We start from the raw sequence: 22,699 nt of genomic DNA on the forward strand, positions 1-22,699 counted from the left end.
CGGACAGACGGGGACGGCAGCGCCATGACAACAGCACACGAAACCTCATCGGGCGGTCGCCGCAAAGGCCCGGTGCTCCTTCGCCGCCTGATGGCCTGCACGGCGCTGTTCGCCGCAACGGATGCGGTCGCCCAGGTCTCGGCGCAGAAGGCGAATATCTTCGGCTCCTCGGAAGTCATCACCTTTTCCGTCCTCATCGGCGTCATTTCCGCGGCAATGATCTCGGCGATCTGGCTGATCCGCCAGCGCGGCAACATCGAGGCCGAGAACCGCGAGCTCAGGTCCGACCTTTCGGACGCCAACCAGCGCCTGTCGCGCTTCCAGGCGCTGATTGCCGACAAGAACCGGCGCATCGTCATCTGGGACGGGCTTGCGGAGCGGGCGGAAATGCTCGGCCAGCTGCCAGCGGAGACCGGGGCGCCGTCAGACGATCGCGAATTCCTGGCGTTTGGTCGCTGGATCAAGGGGAATTCCGCCAGCGAACTCGAAAAGGCGATCGACGCCCTGCGCACGCAGGCACGCAGCTTCGATCTGGTGCTTGAAACCCAGCGCAACGAGGTGCTGGAGGCGCAGGGCCGCGTTTCGGGCGGGCGCGCTTTCGTGCGTTTCATCGCGCTCAACAACATGCGGGCGGAACTCGCCGAGCTGAAGCTCGAGCGTGATCGCCTCAACAACTCGCTGACGTCCTTCCGCACCCTGCTCGACGCGATCGACCTGCCGGTCTGGCAGCGCGGTACAGACGGGACGCTGAGCTGGGTCAACGAGGCCTATTCCGACGCCGTCGAAGCACCCAACGTCGCCGCGGCCATTGCCGAGGGCCGGGAGCTGCTGGCGACGGTGGCGCGCGAAAAGATCCGCGCCGTCTCGACCTTCGACACGCCGTTCCGCGACAAGCTTTCGACCGTCGTCAAGGGCAACCGCACATTCTTCGACGTCGTCGACGCGCGCAGCCCGGCCGGAACGACGGGCATCGCGATCGATGTCTCGGGCATCGAGGCGGTGCGGGAAGAACTCGACCGCACGCTCAAGAGCCATGCCGAAACGCTCGACCATCTCGCGACGCCAGTCGCCATCTTCGACGGCAATCAGCGTCTGCAATTCTACAACCAGGCGTTCCAGCGCCTCTGGAACCTGGACATGGGCTTCCTTGAGCGCAAACCGGACAACGGCGAAGTGCTCGACCGCCTGCGCTCCGGCGGCCAGCTGCCCGAGCAGCTCAACTGGAAACAGTGGAAGGCGAACGCGCTCTCCGTCTACCAGGCGCTCGATACGCAATCCGACCTCTGGCACCTGCCGAACGGCCAGACCCTGCGGGTATTCGCAACCGCGCGGCCGCAGGGCGGCGTGACCTGGGTGTTCGAGAACCTGACCGAAAAGGTCGATCTGGAAACCCGCTACAACACGCTGGTCCAGGTCCAGGGCGAAACCATCGACCATCTGGCCGAAGGCGTAGCCGTGTTCGGTCCCGATGGCCGCATCCGGCTTTCCAACCCGGCCTTCCGCGCGATCTGGGGCATCAACGAGACCGAGGCGAAGCCGGGCACCCATATCCGCGCGATCGAACAGGCGTGCCTGATGTCCTACGACCAGCCCGATGGCTGGAAACGGTTCTCCCATATCATCACCAGCTTCGACGACGAGCGGCCGTCGAGCCGCGGGATTCTGGAACTGCGGACGGGGTTGATCCTCGATTTCGCTGTCATTCCGCTGCCGAACGCCCAGACGATGCTGACCTTCGTCAACATCACCGACAGCGTGCGGGTCGAGCGTGCGCTAACCGAGAAGAACGACGCACTGCGCAAGGCGGATGCGCTGAAGAACGACTTCGTTCATCACGTCTCCTACGAGCTGCGCTCGCCGCTGACCAACATCATCGGTTTTGCCGATCTCCTGAAGACACCCGCCTTTGGCGACCTCAACGACCGCCAGGCGGAGTATGTCGACCATATCGCCACGTCCTCATCGCTGCTTCTGACCATCGTCAACGATATTCTTGACCTTGCGACCGTCGATGCCGGCATTGTCGAACTGGATATGTCGGAGATCAATCTCACCGATTTCCTCGACGACATCGCCCATCAGATGGCCGACCGGCTGGTCGAAGGCGGCGTGACGCTGCGCGTTGCTGCACCCGACAATCTCGGGCGCATGGTCGCCGACCAGCAGCGGCTGAAGCAGATCTTCATCAAGCTGCTCACCAACGCCGCAAACTTCGCGCCCGATGGCAGCGTCATCGAGCTTGCCTGCCGACGCGAGGGTGGAGATTTCGTCTTCTCCGTTTCGGACACTGGCCCTGGCATTCCGCAGGACGTGCTCGATACCGTGTTCAACCGCTTCGAAAGCCATGGCCAGCGCGGCGGCGCCGGACTGGGGCTTTCGATCGTCGAGAGCTTCGTCAGCCTTCATCACGGCACCGTATCGATCCGCAGCCGCGAGGGCGAAGGCACTGAAGTCAGCTGCCGCATTCCTTCGGCAGAGATCCCGAAAATCGTCGCGGCGGAATAATGCAGCCGATAACGCGCTTCCTGGCGGACGAGGCAGCCACGATAACGCTCGGCGAAGACCTGGCGCTGGCGCTGAAGGTGGGCGATTGCCTGGCATTGTCCGGCGATCTTGGCGCCGGCAAGTCGACCCTGGCGCGCGCCTTTCTGCGCGCCGTTGCCGACGACGACAGCCTCGAAGTCCCAAGCCCGACCTTTACGCTGGTGCAGAGCTACGAGCTGCGCATTCCCGTGGCGCATTTCGATCTCTATCGCCTTGGCGATGCCAGCGAACTCGACGAACTCGGCTTCGACGAGGCGCTGTCTCTCGGAGTTTGTCTGGTCGAATGGCCGGAGAGAGCAGAGGGGGCGCTGCCCGCAGGCAGGATCGTGCTGTCGATCACCCATGAGGCGAACGGGCGAACCGTCAGCATCTCCGGACCGGAGGATGCGCTACAGCGCATTGCCCGCTCTTTGGTGATCCGCGATTTCCTCGCGGGCAACGGGATTGCCGAAGCGCGGCGACGTCACCTGAGCGGCGATGCCTCCGTCAGGGCCTACGAGCGCGTCGACGGCCGAGACGGACGTCCAGCCAGGATCCTGATGGATGCGGCGCGACACAAGCCCGGTCCCATCCTGCAGGACGGCAAGTACTACCAGCAGCTCGCGCATATCGCCGAGGATGTGATCCCCTTCGTCGCCATCGACGAACTGCTCCGAGAGCGCGGCTTCGCAGCGCCGGCGATCTACGCGCGCGATCTGGAGCAGGGAATTCTGCTGATCGAGGATCTCGGTTCCGACGGCGTGCTCGACGACGACGGCAATCCGATCGACGCACGTTATGTCGAAAGCGCGCGCTTGCTCGCTGGGCTTCACGCCGCACCGGCGAAGCGCAACATTACGCTCGCTGACGATGTCGAGCACCATATCCCCGATTTCGACCGCACAGCGATGAAGATCGAGACGCGGCTGCTCATCGACTGGTACCTGCCGTGGAAGCGTGGTGCACCCGCAACGGAACAGGAGAGGCAGGAATACGCCTCGATCTGGGACGAACTGATCGACCTCATCAAGACCTCCGAGAAGAACCTGCTGCTGCGCGATTTTCATTCGCCGAACATCATCTGGCGCGCCGATCACGAAGGATTTCAACGTGTCGGCCTGATCGATTTCCAGGATGCGATGATCGGGCCGACGGCCTATGACGTGGCATCGTTGGTCCAGGACGCGCGGGTGACTATAGAGCCGGCGCTGGCAAGCCGGATGATGCACGCCTATCTCGAGGGTCGCCGCTCCACCAGTTCGTTCGACGAGGCCCTGTTCCTTCGCGACTGGCATCTGATGTCGGCGCAGCGCAACTGCAAGCTTGTCGGCATCTGGGTGCGGCTGATGCAGCGCGACGGCAAACCCGGCTACATGAAGCACATGCCGCGCACTTTCGCCTATCTCGAAGTCGCCCTCCAACACGAAGCGCTGAAACCCTTGCGCGACTGGTGTATGAAGACGGGATTAATCGGTCCCGAATCAGCGAACTGACAGAGAAGCAATGTCGATCAGCAATGCGATGGTGCTCGCGGCGGGCCTCGGTACCCGCCTACGCCCGATCACCAATACCATCCCGAAGCCACTGGTGAAGATCGCCGGCAAGCCGATGATCGATTACGTTCTCGATCTACTTGCAGACGCCGGTGTCACGACGGCGGCCGTCAACGTGCACCACTTCGCCGATCAGATGGAAGCGCATCTGGCGCAGCGCACGACGCCAGAAATCGTCATTTCCGACGAACGCGACGCACTGATGAATTCGGGTGGTGGCCTGGTCAAGGGTCTGAAGCAGCTGGCCGATGGCCCCGTTCTCGTGATGAACGCCGATCTCTTCTGGATCGGCGAGAATGCGAGCGAACCCAGCAATCTCGAGCGGCTCGCCGACTTTTTCGAGCCCGAGCGCATGGATATGGCACTGCTTTGCGTGCGCGACGAAGATACGACCGGCCACAACGGCAAGAAGGATTTTTCGCTCGGCGCCGACGGAAGCCTGGTGCGCTATGCCGATGGCATGGACAATCCCGTCGTTTATGCCGGCGCGATCGCGCTCGATTCTAAACTGTTTGCCGACGCGCCCGTCGATGCGTTCAACCTCAACATCTATTTCGATCGGGCGATTGCTTCAGGGCGATTGTTCGGCATTGTGCTGAACGGCCACTGGATGACGGTCGGGACACCGGAGGCAATCGAAGACGCAGAAGCCGCGATCCGCCGCTACCAGCCTGGGGGATAAGCGTGTCCGTTCGCGAGCCAAACGTTTTCACCATCCCGCCGGGCCTGCCCTTCCTGAAGACACTCGCGCGCAAGCTCTGCGACGGGACGCTCACACCGGATTTTCACTATGATCCGGCTGACCCGTTGCCGCTGGCCGGGGTCACGATTTTTGTCCCGACCCGCCGCTCGGCGCGCGTGCTGCGCTCGGAATTCGTCGACCTGCTCGGCGGCCGCTCGGCGATCCTGCCGACGATCCGGGCGCTCGGCGAGACCGACGACGACAGCGGCTTCTTCGACGCGGAAGTTCCGGCAATCCTCGACCTGGCGCCGCCCCTGCCCGGCACCGCGCGGCTTATCGAGCTTGGCCGGCTGATCCTCGCGTGGCGCAATCGCCTGCCGAAGGTGGTGCTCGACATTCATGCGGAAAGCCCGCTGATCGCGCCTGCAAGCCCGGCGGACGCCATCTGGCTGGCACGCAATCTGGCCGAGCTCGTCGACGCGATGGAGACGGAGGAACTCGACTGGGAACAGCTCGACCGCCTCGACGCCGGCGAACATGCGCTCTGGTGGCAGCTGACGCTCGAATTCCTGAAAATCGCCCGGGTCTACTGGCCGGAACGGCTGGAAGAACTCAAGCAATCCTCGCCAGCACGGCATCGCAATGCCATCCTGCAGGCGGAGACGCAGCGCATCGCCGCAGGCGCCCTGAAGGGGCCGATCATCATTGCCGGTTCGACCGGATCGATCCCGGCGACGGCCGCGCTGATCGCCGCGGTCCAGAAGCTGCCCAACGGCACGATCGTGCTGCCGGGGCTCGACCAGACGATGACCGACGCAGAATGGGGCATGATCGTCGGAGAGACGGTCACCGGCGGCAGACCCGATCCGGCCAGCCGCAGCCACCCGCAATATGGCTTCCACCGCCTGCTGCAGCGCATGCAGGTCGAGCGCCGCGATGTGCCGACTCTCGATCAGGCCGATGCCGGGCTCACCGATCGCAGCGAAATCCTGTCGCACGCACTCTTGCCCGCCAAGGCGACGAACGGCTGGACCGAGACACGCAACGAGCTTAGTCCCGAAACACTGCAGCGGGCCTTTGGCGATGTCGCCCTGATCGAGACCGCCAACGAGCGCGAGGAGGCGACCGCGATTGCCATCGCGCTGCGGCTGGCGCTCGAGGGCAGCGACGACGGCCAGGCGGCGCTGATCACGCCCGACCGCAATCTCGCGCGGCGCGTCGGCGCAGAACTCGCACGTTTCGATATCGAGGCCGACGATTCCGCCGGCACGCCGCTCGCCTCCACGCCCGCCGGCACGCTGATGCGGCTTCTGCTCGAGGCCTGTCTCAGGCCAGGCGATCCGGTGCCGCTGGTGGCGCTGTTCAAACATCCCCTCGCCCGCTTCGGTCTGGCGAAGGCGGAGATGCGCCGCAGCGCCGATGTGCTGGAGCGGCTGGCGTTGCGAAGCGGCACTGATATCGCCGACATTTCGTTGCTGGAGCCGCTGCTCGATCAGGCAGTCGCCGATCACAACGTCGATCGCCATCCACCGGAATGGCGGATCGGCATCGCCGAGGACGACATTCTTGCGGCCAAGGACCTGGCCGTGCGGGTAAAAGCGGCAACGGAGCCGCTTGCCGGAGCGCTGGTTCGACGCACCGACGGTCGCCGCCCCTTCTCCGAGACGTTTACCTTTGCCGAATGGGCGGCACGAACCGGTCAGGCGCTGGAGGCCGTCTGCGAAGACGAACGCGCCGACTTGAGCGGCCTCTGGTCTGGCGAGGCGGGCGAAGCGTTGGCAACGCTGCTGCGCGGCATCATCGAGACCGAAGGCCAGATGGATGCCGATGGGCCGCAATGGTGCGATATCATGGAGGCGCTTGCCGCCAGCGAGGCGGTCAAGCCGCGTTCGATGCGCCATCCCCGCGTCTTCATCTTCGGCGCGCTGGAATCGCGCCTGCAAAGCATGGATCTGGTGGTGCTCGGCGGCATGAACGAAGGCAACTGGCCGGGGCAGACCGCCAATGATCCCTTCCTATCCCGCACGATGAAAACCGGGATCGGCCTGGAGCCACCCGAACGCCGCGTCGGGCAGCTTGCCCACGACTTTCAGATGGCCTGCGGCACGCGCAAGCTGATCTTTACCCGCTCGATGCGGCAGGGATCGGCGCCAACCGTGGCATCGCGATGGCTGCAGCGGTTGCTGGCGCTCGGCGGCAAGCGGCTCGCGGAGAACCTGCGGTCCAACGGCAGCGACTATCTTCTGTGGGCGCGAATGCTCGACAAGGGCGGACGCCAGGCACTGGCCGAACGCCCGGCACCCAAGCCGCCGGTCGATCTGCAGCCGCGCAAGTACTCGTTCAGCGAAGTCTCCCGGCTTCGTCGCGACCCCTATTCGATCTATGCGCGCCGGATCCTGCGGCTGCATCCGCTCGACCCGTTCAACCGAGATTCCGGCGCCTCCGAACGCGGCACGCTCTACCACCGTATCGTCGACCGTTTCGTGCGCGGCGGCTTCGACATCCAGTCTCCGGCAGCCGACGAGGCGATGTCTCGCCTGCTCAACGAAGCCTTCGACGAAGAACGCCTGCCCGCCCATATCGACACAATATGGCGACCCCGCTTTGCCGCCGTCGGCAAGGCCTTCGTCGCCTGGGAACGGGAGCGCGCACGCTTTATCCGCAAGCCTCTGACCGAGGTCGCCGCATCGATGGACGTCGGCGTGGCCGACATCCGCCTGACGGGGATCGCCGACCGGCTGGACACGCTCACCGATGGCACCGTGGAGATCATCGACTACAAGACGGGCTCGAGCCCTTCGATCAAGGAAGCGCGTGTACTGCTCGATCCGCAGCTTGCGCTGGAAGCTGCGGCGCTGAAGGCAGGTGCATTCAAGGGCATGGGACCCGGCCACCCGCAATCCTTGCTCTATGTCCGGCTGAAGCCGGGCTCCCGCTTCAAGGTGGAAGCGGTCAACAACGAAAACAGTCGGGCGAAGGAAACGAAATCGGCCGATCAACTCGCCGACGAAGCGCTGATCGAGCTGCGGAAGCTGCTGACCGCCCTGATGTCGGGCAGGCACGGGTTTGCCTCGCGGCTGATTGTGCAAAAGGAGCGCGACTACGGCGGCGAATACGACCATCTGGCCCGTGTTGCCGAATGGTCGACCGCCGACAGCGAGGATGACAGCGATGAGGGATGACAGCGCCGGACCGGACGAGAGGACGCCCGAAGCCTGGCTCGACTGGACATCGCGCCGACAGTCGCTTGCCTCAGACCCGGCCCGCTCCGCCTGGGTTTCGGCCAATGCCGGATCGGGCAAGACCCATGTGCTCACGCAGCGCGTCATCCGCCTGCTGCTTGCGGGCTGCAGGCCTTCGGCCATTCTGTGCCTCACCTATACCAAGGCGGCAGCTTCGGAAATGTCCAACCGCGTGTTCGAGCGCCTTGCCGAATGGGTGACGCTCGACGACGAAGCGCTGGAAAAGCGGATCGAGGCGATCGAAGGCGAACTGCCTTCGCGGCTGAAGCTCCAGGAGGCGCGGCGGCTGTTTGCGCGCGCGCTCGAAACCCCTGGTGGCCTGAAGATCCAGACCATCCATGCCTTTTGCGAGGCGCTGCTGCACCAGTTTCCGCTGGAAGCGAACGTTGCCGGCCACTTCTCGGTCCTCGACGATCGGGCGGCCGCGGTGCTGCTGGCGGACGCGCGCCGCGCCCTCTTGACGGCGACAACTGCCGACGGCGATGCGGCGCTTGCCGACGCCTTTGCCACCGTGCTCGAGCTTGCCGACGACACCGGGCTTGAAAAGCTGCTGGCCGCCATCGTTTCCAACCGTACGGCAATCCAGGCTTTCCTCGACCATACCGACGCCCATGGCGGCATCGCCGTGCAATTGCGCGCGGCCCTCAAACTTGAGCCCGACGATAGCGTCGAGCGCACCCTTCAAAGCGTCTGGCCACTTGCCGGCCTCAACGGTCCGGCCCTCGAACGCTACCTTTCGCTTGCCGCCAGTGCCGGCGGCGCCAAGGTGCTCGATTTCGCCGAGGGACTGCGCGCGACGGCGAAACTTGTCGATCCGATGGCCCGCTACGAAGGGCTGCAGGAGCTGTTTTTTACCGGCACCGGCAAACCACGCGCGGATTCCGCCTTCGTCAACAAGGCGATGCTACAGGCCGCTCCCGATCTGCTCCAACTGGTCGAAGCCGCTCGCGACCACGTCGTCGCCTGCGCCGACCGGCTGAGCATCGTCCAGATGTACGAGGCAACGCTGTCTGCGCTCACGCTCGCCGATCGGCTCAGCAGCGATTATGAAGCGCTCAAGCGCACCCGCAGCCAGCTCGATTTCGAGGACCTGATCAATCGGACCGCGAGCCTGTTTGCGCGCGGCGACGTCAGCGCCTGGGTTCACTACAAGCTCGACCAGGGCATCGATCACATCCTCGTCGACGAGGCCCAGGATACCAGCCCGACGCAATGGACGATCATCCAGGCGCTGGCGGCGGATTTCTTCTCCGGCGACAGCGCCCGCGACACCGACCGCACCATGTTTGCCGTCGGTGACGAGAAACAATCGATCTACTCCTTCCAGGGCGCCCGTCCCGAGCGCTTCTCGCGCGAAAGCATCGAGACCGAGAGGCGTGTGCGCGATGGCGGCAAGGCCTTCAGCCCGATCCGGTTGCAGCTTTCCTTCCGATCCACCGTCGATGTGCTGTCGGCTGTCGATACCGTCTTTGCCAACCCGGTCCATGCGCGCGGGCTCAGCGCCCAGAACGAAGCGGTGGTGCATGCCTCCAACCGCATCGGCCATCCCGGCGCCGTCGACATCTGGGATGTGATCGCCGCCGAGCCGACGGCCACGGACGACGAATGGACGGCACCCTTCGACGCGACGCCGGAAACGGCGCCGGTCAACATTCTCGCCCGACGCATCGCAGCCGTCCTCGACAGCTGGATCGGGCGCGAGACAATCATCGAGAAGGGTGTGCGCCGCGCCATGCGCCCGGGCGACGTCATCGTGCTTGTCAGAAAACGTGATGCCTTCGTCAATGCGCTGACGCGCGCCCTGAAGCGGCGCAGCGACATTCCCGTCGCCGGTGCCGACCGCCTGGTTCTGACCAGCCATATCGCCATCCAGGACCTGCTGGCGCTCGGACGCTTCATGCTGCTGCCGGAGGATGACCTGTCGCTGGCGGCGCTGTTGAAGAGCCCCCTGTTCAACCTCGACGAAGACACGCTGTTCGAACTCGCTGCCCGACGGGACGAGGGCGTGAGCCTCTGGCAGAGATTGCAGGAATTCGGTGCCGAAGAAGGCTCCCCGTACGAGGCAACCGTCAAGGCACTTCTTCGTTATGCCGCCCTCTCCCAGCAGCTCGCTCCGCATGACTTTTATGCGCGCGTGCTTGGCGTTCATGGTGGGCGCGCGGCGTTTCTCGCCCGGCTCGGCAGCGAAGTAAGCGACATTCTCGACGAGTTCCTGACCTTTGCGCTCGAACACGAAAGAAGTGGCCTGCCCGGCTTGCAGGCCTTCATCTCGACGCTCGAAATCGAGGCGCCGACCGTCAAGCGCGAACAGGACAAGGAGCGCGACGAAGTCCGGATCATGACGGTGCACGCCGCCAAGGGGTTGGAAGCGCCGGTGGTGTTTCTGGTCGATGGCGGCGGCAAACCGTTCAACTCCCAGCATGTGCCCGATCTGCGCTTCCTGGAAATGCCGCTTTCGGATGGCTCGAGCTATCCCCTGCCCGTCTGGCGGGCGCCCGGCTCGGCATCGAATTCTTTGGTCGCCGCCGACAGCGAACGACTGAAGACACTGGCCGAGGAAGAATATCGTCGCCTGCTTTATGTGGGCATGACCCGGGCTGCCGACCGGCTGGTGGTCTGTGGCTATCGTGGGCAACGGGCAAGCGCCGACACCTGGCATGCCATGGTGCAGGCGAGCTTGTCGCAGGACGACAATGGTCGCAGCGCGCCCGTCATCTTCAAGGCGGGTGATGAGGAATGGGCGGGCCACTCCTGGCGGGAAACACATGTGCCACGCGATGTGCCGTCGGGCGATGAAACCTCCGACCTCACCGCTACCCCGAAGACCGGCCCGCCGATCGCTCTTTCCACGCCATTGCCGCCGCCGCGACGGTTGCCGCGGCCGCTCAGCCCATCGGGCGTCGGCATTGCGGTCGATGAAGATGATGGCGATCCGATCGTTGGATCGGCGCTGTTTTCGGAGAAGACATCAGCGAATGTCTCGATGCTGCGCGGCGCCATCCTGCACCGGTTGCTGCAGGTTCTGCCGTCGATCGCCGCTTCCGACCGCCTCGCGGCGGCAGACCGTTATCTCGCCCGCTCGGTGCCGCGCTGGCCCGAAACGCAGCGCGCGCGCCTGCGCGATGCCGTGCTGCAGGTGCTCGAGCATGGCGATCTGCAATCGCTCTTTTCCGACGCCAGCCGTGCGGAAGTCTCGGTCATGGGAACATTGAAGCTCGGCAACCGGGAATTTGCCGTTTCCGGCCGGATCGACCGGCTTTCGGTGACGGATGGCGTCGTTACCATCGCGGACTTCAAGACCAATCGCAGTGTGCCGGCTACGCCCGAAGACGTCCCCATCGCCTACAGGACCCAGCTCGCTATCTATCGCGAGCTTCTGCGCCCCCTCTATCCGGAGCACCGCTTCCAATGTGCGCTGATTTTCACCGAGGGGCCGATCATCCACGTGCTTGAGGATGCGCTACTGGACAGGAGCCTTGAAGACCTCGCGACAAAGTGAGATACCCGATATTGAAAATCCAGCCGGACAGTCTCACATGAGACACAACATCTGGACACCGACATTTCGAACGCAAGGAGCAGCCGATGGCTACTGTAAAAGTCGATACATCCAATTTTCAGCAGGAAGTGCTGAACGCCGCCGAGCCGGTGGTTGTCGATTTCTGGGCTGAATGGTGCGGCCCATGCAAGATGATCGCGCCGAGCCTCGAGGAAATCTCCAACGAGCTCGCCGGCAAGGTCAAGGTCGTGAAGCTGAACATCGACGAGAACCCGGAACTGGCCGCGCAATACGGCGTGCGCTCGATCCCGACGCTTGCGATGTTCAAGGCCGGTGAAGTTGCCGACATCAAGGTTGGCGCTGCTCCGAAGACGGCCCTGACGTCCTGGATTTCGACTGCGGCCGCTTAAGGCCACCACAGCGAAGTGACTTCAAAGCCCGGCTTGCCGGGCTTTTTTCTTGCCTGGAATTCCAAGGCGGGCTGAGCGCGAAGGTCGTGCAGAGATCAATGCGATTGTTGTCGCAGGTCCCCGATCACTTTGGTGGCGTTCCGTTGTCGGCAAGCACATCGCCGACGAGATAGAGCGAACCGCCGATCAGAATACGTGGAGGCATGGGGTCTTCATCGACAAGATTGGCGATGATGGTCAGCGCCTCGGCCACCGATGACACGGCGGATGCCTCGAAGCCGACCGAGGCCGCGTCCTGCGCCAGGGCGACGGGATCGAGCCCCGCATCGGAGCCACGGATCGGAACGGTGAAGACCTGTTCGGCCAGATCGAGGAAGGCGCGGAAATATCCGAGCGGGTCCTTGGTGTTGATCATGCCGATGATCAGGAACAGCGGACGGGATTCGCGCTCTTCGAAATTGGCCATCGCTTCGGCGATCACCTGGCCGGCACCGGGATTGTGCCCGCCATCCACCCATATCTCCGCATCCTGCGGGCCGTAATGGCCAAGCTTGCCGCCGCCCAGACGCTGCAGGCGCCCGGGCCACTCGACCCCGGCGACGCCACGTTCGATGGCCGCATCCGGAACGTCGAAGCCGGCCGCCCTGACGGCGCGAATGGCGGCGGCCGCGTTGGCGTACTGGTGGCGACCCGGCAACTTCGGCAACGGCAGATCGGACAGGCCTCGCTCGTCCTGATAGACGAGTCGGCCGAATTCCTCATGCGCCATGAAGTCCTGGCCGTAGACGGACATCGGGCAGCCGAGACGCTCGGCGGTCGAGGTCAGGACGTCACGAACGCCCTCCTCTTCCTGCTGGCCGATGACGACGGGGCAGCCACGCTTCATGATGCCGGCTTTTTCCGCCGCGATCAGTTCGACCCGGTCGCCGAGATAGGCCTGGTGATCGAGCGAGATCGGCATGATCACCGAGACGGCCGGCTTGGTTATGACATTGGTCGCGTCGAAACGGCCTCCGAGACCGACCTCGATGATCGCGACATCGGCCGGATGTTCGGCAAAAAGCACGAAGGTGACGGCGGTCAGGATTTCAAATACGGTGATCTTCTCGCCGCCATTGGCCTCCGCCACGCGACGAACCGCATCGGCAAGCACCGGATCGCTGACGAGCTTGCCCTTGCCGCCCTTGACGCCGAGCCGGTAGCGCTCGTGCCAGTTGACCAGATGCGGCGAGGTGTGGACGTGGACGCTCAAGCCCGCGGCCTCAAGCAGCGCCCGCGAAAAGGCGGTGACGGAGCCCTTGCCGTTGGTCCCGGCCACGTGAATGATCGGCGGCAGGCGGTCCTGCGGATTGCCGAGCGCGGCCAGGAGCCTTGTTATCCTGTCCAACGACAGGTCGAAGCCTTTCGGATGCAAGGCAAGGAGTTTTTCGATCTCGTAGCCTGCTTCGCTGGCTTCCACCGCTGTCATCTCGCCCTGCCCCGATAGGATCGCATGCTATGCGCTTGCCGCTACGGGCAAGGCCACTGGGTCTGCGCCGCCGCCGTTGAGCTTCACGGCGTCCGCCGGCTTCTTCATCAGGATCTTCAGCACGCGTGCCAGCGTCGACGGGATGTCGTGGCGCTTGACGACCATGTCGATCATGCCGTGTTCCAGCAGGTATTCGGCTGTCTGGAAGCCTTCGGGCAGCTTCTCGCGCAGCGTCTGCTCGATCACGCGCTTGCCGGCAAAGCCGATTTCGGCGCCGGGTTCGGCGATTTGAATATCCCCGAGCATGGCGTAGGAGGCAGTAACACCGCCGGTGGTCGGGTTGGTCAACACGACGATATAGGGAAGACCGGCTTCCTTAAGCATGTTGACGGCGACGATCGTGCGCGGCAGCTGCATCAGCGACAGGATGCCTTCTTGCATGCGGGCGCCACCGGAGGCCGGGAAGATGACCAGCGGGCACTTCTCCGCGATCGCCTTTTCGAAGGCCTTCACGATCGCTTCACCTGCGGCCATGCCGAGCGAACCGCCGATGAAATTGAACTCATGTACCACGCCGACAAGCTTGACGCCCTGGACGCGGCCGACACCGGCAACGATCGTGTCTTCAAGCTCAGTCTTGGCGCGGCTGTCGCGAAGGCGGTCGGCGTATTTCTTGGAATCGCGGAACTTCAGCGGATCCTGCGCCACCTTGGGCTGCGGCAGGGCCTCGTAGATGCCACCGTCGAACAGATCCTTCAACCGAGCTTTCGCCGGCATCTTCATGTGGAAGCCGGATTGCGGGATGACCCATTTGTTTTCCTCGAGATCGCGGTGATACACCATCTCGCCGGTTTCCGGGCACTTGATCCAGAGATTCTCCGCCACTTCCCTGCGGCCCAGCATCGAATTGATTTTCGGCCGAACGTAGTTTGTGATCCAGTTCACTTATAGACTCCTGAAGATTTTCTTCGGGTTGTGCGCGCTAATATAGGCAATTATTCGGCTGCTGCGAGCCGTGCGGATCGCACGCCAGCCGAAAGGCCCCTTACCAACGCTTCGACACCCGGTACTGTCGCGTCCGTTGCCCTGCCTTCTTCGGTCAGGCTCGACGCGATCTGATTGACGATCGCCGTACCGACGACGACGCCATCGGCAGATGCACCGATGGCTCTTGCATGTTCTGCCGTCTTGACGCCGAAACCGACGCAAACAGGCAGTTTCGTATGGGTCTTGATACGCTCGACGGCGCCGGCAATCAACGACGGATCCGGCAGCGCCGAACCGGTGATGCCGTTCATCGAGACGTAGTACACGAAGCCCGAGGTATTTTCGAGAACCTTCGGCAGACGACGGTCATCCGTCGTCGGCGTCGCCAGGCGAATGAAGCTGATGCCCTTTTGCAATGCGGGGATGCAGAGCTCATCGTCCATCTCCGGCGGCAGATCGACAACGATCAGCCCGTCGATGCCTGCGTCCACAGCATCCGTCAGGAAGCGATCTACGCCGTAGATGTAGATCGGATTGTAGTAGCCCATCAGCACGATCGGCGTGCGCTGGTCTTCCTCGCGGAAACGGCGGGCGATCTCGATCGTCTTTGCCAGCGTCTGGCCGGCCTTCAGCGAACGCTGGCCGGCAAGCTGGATCGCCGGTCCATCGGCCATCGGGTCGGAAAACGGCATGCCGAGTTCGATGACGTCAGCACCGGCCTTCGGCAGCGCCTTCATGATCGAAACGGAGGTTTCGAAATCAGGATCGCCGCCCATGAAATAGGTGACGAGGACCGGGCGTCCTTCCGACGCCACATCGGCAAACTTTCTGTCCATGCGTGCGGTCATGATCGTTACAGCCCCATACCCAGAATCTTGCCGACGGTGAAAATGTCCTTGTCGCCGCGACCGGAGAGATTCATCAGGATGATCTCGTCCTTGCCCATGTTCGGCGCGCGCTTGATGACCTCAGCCAACGCGTGCGAGGGTTCCAGTGCCGGGATGATGCCTTCGAGACGGGTCAGCATCTGGAAGGCTTCCAGCGCCTCGTGGTCCATGATCGGCACATATTCGACGCGGCCGACATCGTTGAGCCAGGAATGTTCCGGGCCGATGCCGGGATAATCGAGGCCGGCCGAAATCGAGTGGCCTTCCTTGATCTGGCCGTCGCCGTCCTGCAGCAGGTAGGTACGGTTGCCATGCAGCACGCCCGGCGAGCCGGCGGTGATCGACGCGCAATGTTCGTCGCCATCGAGCCCCTTGCCGCCAGCCTCGACGCCGACGATCTTCACGCCTTCGTCGTCAAGGAACGAATGGAAGATGCCGATCGCATTGGAACCGCCGCCGACGGCAGCAACGACGAGATCGGGAAGACGGCCTTCGGCCTCGAGCATCTGCGCCTTCGCCTCCTGGCCGATGACGGCCTGGAAATCGCGAACCATTTCCGGATAGGGATGCGGACCGGCAGCCGTGCCGATCAGGTAATAGGTGTTGTCGACATTGGTGACCCAGTCGCGCAGCGCCTCGTTCATCGCGTCCTTGAGCGTGCCGTTGCCGGCGGTCACCGGCTTCACCTCGGCGCCGAGAAGCTTCATGCGGAAGACGTTGGGCGCCTGGCGCTCGACGTCGGTCGCGCCCATGTAGACGACGCAAGGCAGGCCGAAGCGGGCGGCGACAGTGGCAGATGCCACACCATGCTGGCCGGCGCCGGTTTCGGCGATGATGCGCGTCTTGCCCATACGCTTGGCAAGCAGGATCTGGCCGATGCAATTGTTGATCTTGTGCGAACCGGTGTGGTTCAGCTCTTCGCGCTTGAAGTAGATCTTGGCGCCGCCAAGTTCTTCCGTCAACCGCTCGGCGAAGTAGAGCGGGCTCGGCCGGCCGATGTAATGGGCGCCGAGATTGTCCAGCTCGGCCTTGAAGGCCGGATCGGTCTTGGCCTTGTCCCACTCGGCCTGCAGGTCGAGGATCAGCGGCATCAGGGTTTCGGCAACGAAGCGGCCACCGAAAATGCCGAAACGGCCGTCTTCGTCAGGTCCCGCCCGGAAGGAATTCAGTTTTGGCGCCTCGTTCACGTCTTGCTCCCTGACCGTGCCGTAACCGCCTCCGCGTGGCGAACGGCATCGAAAAACGATTCCATGAGCTGCAGATCCTTGACGCCCGGCGCGCTCTCGACGCCGGAGGATGTATCGATGGCACGGGTGCGCGTCTGCGCCAGGGCTTCACCGATGTTGTTCACGTTCAAACCACCGGAAAGCATGTAATCGACGCTGCCGTCAAGCGCATCGAGCAGCGTCCAGTCGAAGGAAACACCGTTGCCGCCGGGCAATTCCGATCCTGCCGGGGGCTTGGCGTCGAAGAGAAAGCGGTCAGCGATGCCAATAAAGGGCTCGACCTTTTTCAGATCGTCGGCGTCGCGGATCGACAGCGCCTTGATCACGGGGAGGCCATAGACCGCCTTGACGGTCAGCACTCTGTCCGGCGTCTCGCCGCCGTGCAGCTGCAGAATGTCGGGCTTGAGCGCAGCGACGATCTCGTCGAGATCGTCATTATCGGCATCGACGGTGACGGCGACAACCTTGGCCTTGCCGCGGATCCTGTCCGCCAGGCGGCCGGCGTCATCGGGTTCGATGTTGCGCGGGCTCTTTGCAAAAAAGATGAAGCCCGTGTGCGATGCGCCGAGCGCAACCGCGCGATCCACCGCTTCCGCGGTCTTCAGACCGCATATCTTCACTTCGGTTTTCATGAGAAGCGACCTTGCATGAAATGTCGCTGGAGTCGAGCCAAAAACCACCCTTCGCACCGTCGTCCAGAGGGTGCGGCATTGCGGTCTCGGCCTGCGCTCACCATATGCATTCTATCACAACGGAGAGACGAATGCGCCTGCTGCTTGCCCTTCTTCTGCCCTGGCTTCAGTTCTTCACCATCGGCCGTCCCTTCGCCGGCATCATCTGCCTTATCCTGCAGTTGACCTTGATCGGCTGGGTACCGGCGGCGATCTGGTCCGTCTATGCGCTCAGCCAATACAAAACGGACGAAAAAATCCAGGCGGCGCTTTCCGGCCGCAGCCGCGGCTAAGCCCGACAACTGCCTAGTTGAAATCGATGGCGTGCAGCATCGTGCCGTTGCGCCTCAGCCAGCGCTTGGCATCGTTTGTGTCGGGGCAAAGCTTCTCGCACAGCGCCCAGAAATCCGGCCCGTGGTTCATCTCCTTGAGATGCGCCACTTCGTGCGCGGCGAGATAGGCGATGACCTTCGGCGGCGCCATGACGATCCGCCATGAGAAACTCAGCGCGCCATCGGCCGAACAGGAGCCCCAACGGCTGCGCGTGTCCTTCAGGCTCAGCGATTTGGGTCGTCGGCCGATCCGGCCTGCATAGACCGCAACGAGACGGTCGAGATCATGCCGTGCTTCCTTCTTCAAGAAATCGACGATACGGCGGCGCAGATGTTCCTCGCCGCCGCTGACACGCAATATCGCGTCGTCGCCGACAATCACGGTCTCGGTCAAACCTCTTATTTTTCCTGATCTTTCAATCCGATGGGCGATGCCGCGAATGAGGATCGTGCCGCCCTCCTCCAGCTGGCTTTCGCCGGAGAACCGCGCCAGCTTGGTCATCAACCAGCCCTGATGACGGCTGAGGAAGGCATTCACCTCCCGATCGGCGAGCCCCTGCGGGATCGTCAGCTTCAGCGCCCGGCCACCGGGCTCGATCCGCAGCGTCATGCGGGTGGCGCGCGAATTCTGGCGGATCGTCAGCGGAAGCATCTTGCCCGCGACTTCGATTTCTCGAGTCGTATCGACAGGAACAGGAGGAGTGCGCCGCCGCGTGAAAGAAGGGAACATGACGGCTTTCTATCCGATTCGCGGCCTTGTCGGCCAATGCATAATTCCCCAAAACGTGCCGCGCTCCAGGGAATTGCCTTATCACGTTCAGAAGGGACACACGGTCCGGTAACCCATCGCGACATCCGGCGTTTCATGTGAAACACCGGATGTCCTTTTCGTCACTCAGTTTGCCTCGAACGGGGCAACAGGGCCGGAACCGCCGTTGCGGCGGTCGCGCATGAAGCGGTCGAACTCGTCCTGGTCCTTGGCCCGGCGAAGCTCACGCACGTAGGAATCGAATTCCTCGCGCATTTCATCGAGCTTGCGGCGCTCTTCGTCGAGGCGGGAAAGTTCGGCTTCGCGCCAATCATCGAAGGCAACGTTGCCGGTGCGATGCGACTGCGACCACTGGGCGCGATTGCCGCGCTTGAAGGCGGAGCACATGCCGTCGACAGTGCTGTTGGCGTCTTTCTTGAACGTTTTCAGTTTCTCGCCGAAGAGGATGTAGGCGAGCATGGCCAAGCCGAGCGGCCAGAAGACCACGAAACCGAGCACCATCAATGCAATGGTCGCGGGCGTCCAATCCGGGCGGATCAATGCAGATTGGTTCATCTTCAGGATTCCTCGCAATCACCCGGGCCACCCATCGCGGCCCGGTGAAAACGATGTGGGAAGGCGCGCTATCGACTACAAGACGCCCTTCCCCGGAATCGGACAAACCCTTGACTCTACGCGGTCAAAAGCCCGCATTTCGGCGGTCTCAGGCGGTTTTTCCGCCCTTGATCACCTGTTTGACCGGGTTGGCGTGGCGGGCATGCTCGCGCTGGAAGGCGACGATGCGCGGTGCGATCTCGCGACGGAAGCGCGAGCCGTTGAACACGCCATAGTGTCCGACATCCGGCTGCATATAGTGCATGCGCATATGCTCGGGGATGTTGGTGCAGATCGTCTGCGCCGCCTTCGTCTGGCCGAGACCCGAAATATCGTCGTTCTCGCCTTCGACCGTCAGCAGCGCGACCTTCTTGATCGCCGTGGTATCGACGCGTCGGCCGCGATGCATCATCTCGCCCTTCGGGAGCGCATGCTGCATGAAAACGACCTGAACGGTCTGCAGATAGAACTCAGCCGTCAGATCCATAACCGCAAGATATTCGTCGTAGAAATCGCGGTGCTTCTCGGCGGCATCGCCATCGTTCTTCACCAGATGGGCGAAGAACTCCTTGTGGGCGATCAGGTGGCGGTCGAGATTCATCGACATGAAGCCGGAGAGCTGCAGGAAGCCGGGATAGACCATGCGCATGAAGCCCGGCTGCGGCCACGGCACCGGCATGACGACATTGTCGCGGAACCATTCGATCGGCCGCTCTTCGGCCAGCTTGTTGACCGCGGTTGGATTGATGCGCGTATCGATCGGTCCGCCCATCAGCGTCATCGACGCCGGTGACAGCGGGTCATCAGCTGCCTCCATCACTGCGGCTGCGGCAAGCACAGGTACGGCCGGCTGGCAGACGCCGATGACATGGGTGTCCGGTCCGAGGAAGTGCAGCATCTGGATGACGTAGTCGATGTAATCGTCGAGATCGAAGGTGCCCTCGCTCAAGGGAACCATGCGCGCGTCGATCCAGTCGGTGATGTAGATATCAGAATGCGGCAGCAGGGCCTCCACGGTGCCGCGCAGCAGCGTGGCATAGTGGCCCGACATCGGTGCGACGATCAGCACCTTCGGGTCGGCAGCCCTGCCCTTGGGCAGCGCGCGCTCGAAATGAATGAGATTGCAGAACGGCTCGCGCCAGACAATGCGCTCGTGAACGCCAACGGGCTGGCCGTCGATCAGCGTTTCGGCAAGGCCGAATTCCGGCTTGCCGTAACGGCGTGTCGTTCGTTCAAAGACCTCGAGGCCAGCGGCTGTCGCGCGGCCGAAATAGGTGTGCGAGATCGGGTTCATCGGATTGCTGAAAGCAAGCCGCATGGCATCCGCCGCCGTCCGCCACGGCGCCATCATGGCATGGTTCAATTCGTAGAGCTGGTAGAACATAGGAAGCGTACCCCTTGGTTCAATCAACGACAACGCCGCTCCCAGTCGGACGCAAGCTTGCGATTGTTTGTCTTGGTGTCCGCAATCGCTGCAAGACTACCATGTTTCTTGTGCACTGCAACAAGTATACCCGTTTCACCTCGATACAAGCGACTTCTGCGAGAATGCACCCGGATTGCTGATATTTAACGAACGGACTTGCCCGGAGCTGGCCGAAAAGGCGCGTTCTCACGGCAAAATCACAGATTTCGGTGGCGACATGCGTTTTTCCGAAGGTGTCAGTCATCCGCGCACATTTCGTGCATCGCAACAGACTTGGATCGTCACGCCGCCGCGATCCGGACAATCGCCTTGACCAGGCCCGATTTCTCGTTCGCCCAGCGCGGCAGGTCCTCAACCATCGCCTCCATCGTCGTTCGATGGGTGATCAGCGTCTCCACCGGGACCAGCCCCTGCCTGATCGCGTTGACCACATGATCGAAATCTTCGCGCGTGGCGTTGCGGCTGCCGATCAGCGTCATCTCCCGCTTGTGAAATTCCGGATCGGAAAAGCGGATGTCATCCTTGACGACGCTGACGAACACCAGCGTTCCCCCATGCGCCACGTGGCCGAAGGCAGCTTCCATCGAGCCGCCATGGCCTGTGGCGTCGAAGACGACATCGAAACCGTCATCATCCGTTGCTTCGGCCACGCGCTCACCGGACCTCGCGTCGGCAAGGATGCCGGGACCGAAACCGAGCCGGTCGGTCGCGAACGCCAGCCTTTCGGCGCTGGTGTCCATCAGCGTCACCGCATGGCCGGCGATGCGCGAAAAGATTGCCGTTCCCAACCCGATCGGCCCGGCGCCGATGACCAGAGCGCGATTGCCGGAAGGGGCGGCAGCCCTGCGCACCGCATGGGCACCGATGGCGAGGAACTCCACCGTTGCTGCCGCCTCCGGCGTGAGGTCGATGGCCGGATAAAGATTGCCTTCGGGAATGAGAATTTCCTCGCAGAATGCCCCATCGGTGTGAACACCGAGCACCTTGATCGCCGTGCAGCAGTTCGGCTTTCCCCGGCGGCAGGCAACGCAGGCCCCGCAGGAGAGATAGGGGTTGACGACGACGGGTGTCCCAGGCGCGATCGTCGTTTCCGGTCCATTGGCAAGCACGGTCGCGGAGATCTCGTGCCCCATGACCCTCGGATATTCCAGGAACGGGTGCTTCCCAGCGAAGATGTGATAGTCGGTGCCGCAGATGCCGACATGGCTGACGGCGACGCGCACCCAGCCCGCCGACGGGGCCGGCACCGACGCGCGTTCAACGATCTCCAGGCGACCGGGTTGCGGGCAGAGGACGGCTTTCATGTCATTTTCCGTATGTTGTCGGGGTTGGGCGCCTAAGACGCGTCGCGATCCCTCGGATTCGCATTGCACGCCTTAGGCTCTTGTTTCTGCACATGCCGCCATCACAAGGCGACAGCGCGGTTTTACATGACGTGCCCTAGCGCGCGCCGCGCCGCCGAAGCTGGTCAAAATAGACGATCACGATGATCAGCACGCCGGTGATGATACGCTGCCAGAACGAGTTGACGTTGAGCAGGTTGGCACCGTTGTTGATCGTGGCGAGAATGAAGGCGCCGAGCAGCGGGCCATGCACCGAACCGACCGCGCCGAAGAGACTGGTGCCGCCGATGACCGACGAGGCGATTGCCTGCAACTCCCAGCCTTCGGCCTGGGTAGCGTTACCGATGCCGATACGCGAGGCGAGCAGCAGACCGACGAAGGCGGCGCAGGTCGAAGACAGGATATAAGCGAGGTAGATGGTGCGATGGACGTTGACGCCGGAAAGCCGCGCTGCCTCGCTGTTGGAACCGACGGCGAAGAGATAGCGGCCGAAGCGGCTCAGATGCAGGAAGACATAGGCCGGGATCGCCACCACGATCACCATCCAGAACAGGCTGGGCACGCCGAGAAAATCGGCGCGGGAGAAATTGGTGAAGGCCTCGTTGGTGATCGAAATCGTCGAGCCGTTGGTGATCAAGAGCCCGATGCCGCGCAGCGACGTCAGCGTTGCGAGCGTGATGATGAACGGCGGCAGGCCCATGCGGACGATGCCGAAGGCGTGGAAGGCGCCGATCAGGACGCCGAAGGCGAGCGTCAGAATGATCGCGATCCACAGCGGCACGCCGGCGGCAAGCAGCCAGGCAACGATGACGCTGGTGAAACCGACGACGGCGCCGACGGACAGATCGATGCCGGCGGTGATGATGACGAAGGTCTGGCCGACGGCAAGGATCGCCGTCATGGCGCCCTGGCGCAAGAGGTTGCTGATATTGTTGGGCGTCCAGAAGCTATTGGTGGCAAGCCCCAGGAGCAGCCAGAGGAAAAGCAGGAGCCCGAGAAGTGTCAGGCCGAACAGGATGCTCACGCCTTTCCGCGGCGCCGGGCCCGTTCCGCTGTCGACCGTTTCAGCACTCATCGTCGTTCTCCC

At 63.1% G+C, this 22,699-nt stretch carries 17 protein-coding genes; 7 read left to right on the forward strand and 10 right to left on the reverse strand.

What is annotated here, in order from left to right; translation table 11 throughout:
* Nucleotides 1-24 precede the first annotated feature (24 nt).
* The 6 genes from BLJAPNOD_RS02995 to trxA all read left to right on the forward strand — a co-directional run bounded on the left by BLJAPNOD_RS02995 (nt 25) and on the right by trxA (nt 11,909).
* Entirely contained in the window at nt 25-2,505 is a 2,481-nt protein-coding gene (locus BLJAPNOD_RS02995) for a PAS domain-containing sensor histidine kinase (RefSeq protein WP_115418850.1), read from the forward strand.
* The gene (gene tsaE, locus BLJAPNOD_RS03000; RefSeq protein ID WP_115418851.1) at nt 2,505-4,016 is read left to right on the forward strand and encodes a tRNA (adenosine(37)-N6)-threonylcarbamoyltransferase complex ATPase subunit type 1 TsaE; all 1,512 of its coding nucleotides are present in this window, start codon (nt 2,505-2,507) and stop codon (nt 4,014-4,016) included. Before BLJAPNOD_RS02995 ends, tsaE begins: the two co-directional genes overlap by 1 nt.
* Before the next feature lie 10 nt (nt 4,017-4,026).
* Nucleotides 4,027-4,758 carry a nucleotidyltransferase family protein gene (locus tag BLJAPNOD_RS03005; protein WP_115418852.1) on the forward strand — a complete coding sequence of 244 codons (732 nt, stop codon included), beginning with the start codon at nt 4,027-4,029 and terminating at the stop codon, nt 4,756-4,758.
* Between the two features lie 2 nt (nt 4,759-4,760).
* Nucleotides 4,761-7,940, forward strand: coding sequence for a double-strand break repair protein AddB (gene addB / locus BLJAPNOD_RS03010; protein ID WP_115418853.1), 3,180 nt, complete (start codon nt 4,761-4,763; stop codon nt 7,938-7,940).
* Nucleotides 7,930-11,499: a double-strand break repair helicase AddA gene (gene addA, locus BLJAPNOD_RS03015; protein ID WP_115418854.1), complete on the forward strand. Its 3,570-nt coding sequence runs from the start codon at nt 7,930-7,932 to the stop codon at nt 11,497-11,499. The genes addB and addA overlap by 11 nt, the downstream gene beginning before the upstream one ends.
* A gap of 86 nt (nt 11,500-11,585) precedes the next feature.
* Nucleotides 11,586-11,909, forward strand: coding sequence for a thioredoxin (gene trxA / locus BLJAPNOD_RS03020; protein WP_025425335.1), 324 nt, complete (start codon nt 11,586-11,588; stop codon nt 11,907-11,909).
* Nucleotides 11,910-12,033: 124 nt separating this feature from the next.
* On the opposite strand, the gene BLJAPNOD_RS03025 is transcribed toward trxA, so the two are convergent.
* From BLJAPNOD_RS03025 to BLJAPNOD_RS03045, 5 genes are read right to left on the reverse strand one after another with little or no spacing between them, the layout of a single operon-like run.
* Nucleotides 12,034-13,377, reverse strand: coding sequence for a folylpolyglutamate synthase/dihydrofolate synthase family protein (locus BLJAPNOD_RS03025; RefSeq protein WP_115418855.1), 1,344 nt, complete (start codon nt 13,375-13,377; stop codon nt 12,034-12,036).
* A gap of 27 nt (nt 13,378-13,404) precedes the next feature.
* A complete protein-coding gene (gene accD, locus BLJAPNOD_RS03030) occupies nt 13,405-14,322 on the reverse strand; it encodes an acetyl-CoA carboxylase, carboxyltransferase subunit beta (RefSeq protein ID WP_115418856.1) in 918 nt (305 codons plus the stop codon).
* Nucleotides 14,323-14,372: 50 nt separating this feature from the next.
* The gene (gene trpA / locus BLJAPNOD_RS03035) at nt 14,373-15,212 is read right to left on the reverse strand and encodes a tryptophan synthase subunit alpha (RefSeq protein WP_115418857.1); all 840 of its coding nucleotides are present in this window, start codon (nt 15,210-15,212) and stop codon (nt 14,373-14,375) included.
* Nucleotides 15,213-15,217: 5 nt separating this feature from the next.
* Nucleotides 15,218-16,438 carry a tryptophan synthase subunit beta gene (trpB, locus tag BLJAPNOD_RS03040; protein ID WP_077505397.1) on the reverse strand — a complete coding sequence of 407 codons (1,221 nt, stop codon included), beginning with the start codon at nt 16,436-16,438 and terminating at the stop codon, nt 15,218-15,220.
* Entirely contained in the window at nt 16,435-17,109 is a 675-nt protein-coding gene (locus tag BLJAPNOD_RS03045; protein ID WP_115418858.1) for a phosphoribosylanthranilate isomerase, read from the reverse strand. Before BLJAPNOD_RS03045 ends, trpB begins: the two co-directional genes overlap by 4 nt.
* A gap of 131 nt (nt 17,110-17,240) precedes the next feature.
* Here BLJAPNOD_RS03045 and BLJAPNOD_RS35550 point away from each other — a divergent pair, with 131 nt between their 5' ends.
* Entirely contained in the window at nt 17,241-17,441 is a 201-nt protein-coding gene (locus BLJAPNOD_RS35550) for a YqaE/Pmp3 family membrane protein (protein WP_199565883.1), read from the forward strand.
* A 13-nt stretch (nt 17,442-17,454) separates the two neighbouring features.
* Here BLJAPNOD_RS35550 and BLJAPNOD_RS03055 read toward each other — a convergent pair whose 3' ends face one another.
* The 5 genes from BLJAPNOD_RS03055 to BLJAPNOD_RS03075 form a co-directional block, all read right to left on the reverse strand.
* A complete protein-coding gene (locus BLJAPNOD_RS03055) occupies nt 17,455-18,210 on the reverse strand; it encodes a M48 family metallopeptidase (RefSeq protein WP_115418860.1) in 756 nt (251 codons plus the stop codon).
* 165 nt (nt 18,211-18,375) lie between these two features.
* Nucleotides 18,376-18,804 carry a DUF2852 domain-containing protein gene (locus BLJAPNOD_RS03060; protein WP_077505389.1) on the reverse strand — a complete coding sequence of 143 codons (429 nt, stop codon included), beginning with the start codon at nt 18,802-18,804 and terminating at the stop codon, nt 18,376-18,378.
* 148 nt (nt 18,805-18,952) lie between these two features.
* Nucleotides 18,953-20,227 (reverse strand): polyhydroxyalkanoate depolymerase, encoded by a 1,275-nt coding sequence (gene phaZ / locus BLJAPNOD_RS03065; RefSeq protein WP_115418861.1) that lies wholly within the window; start codon nt 20,225-20,227, stop codon nt 18,953-18,955.
* A 323-nt stretch (nt 20,228-20,550) separates the two neighbouring features.
* Complete coding sequence (locus BLJAPNOD_RS03070; RefSeq protein ID WP_115418862.1) at nt 20,551-21,573, reverse strand: zinc-binding alcohol dehydrogenase family protein; 1,023 nt, start codon at nt 21,571-21,573, stop codon at nt 20,551-20,553.
* A 136-nt stretch (nt 21,574-21,709) separates the two neighbouring features.
* Nucleotides 21,710-22,687, reverse strand: a complete 978-nt coding sequence (locus BLJAPNOD_RS03075) for an ABC transporter permease (protein ID WP_077505383.1) — start codon at nt 22,685-22,687, stop codon at nt 21,710-21,712.
* Between the last annotated feature and the right edge of the window lie 12 nt (nt 22,688-22,699).

Origin of the sequence: Ensifer sp. M14, assembly GCF_003355565.1 — a bacterium.
Classification (GTDB): Bacteria; Pseudomonadota; Alphaproteobacteria; order Rhizobiales; family Rhizobiaceae; genus Ensifer.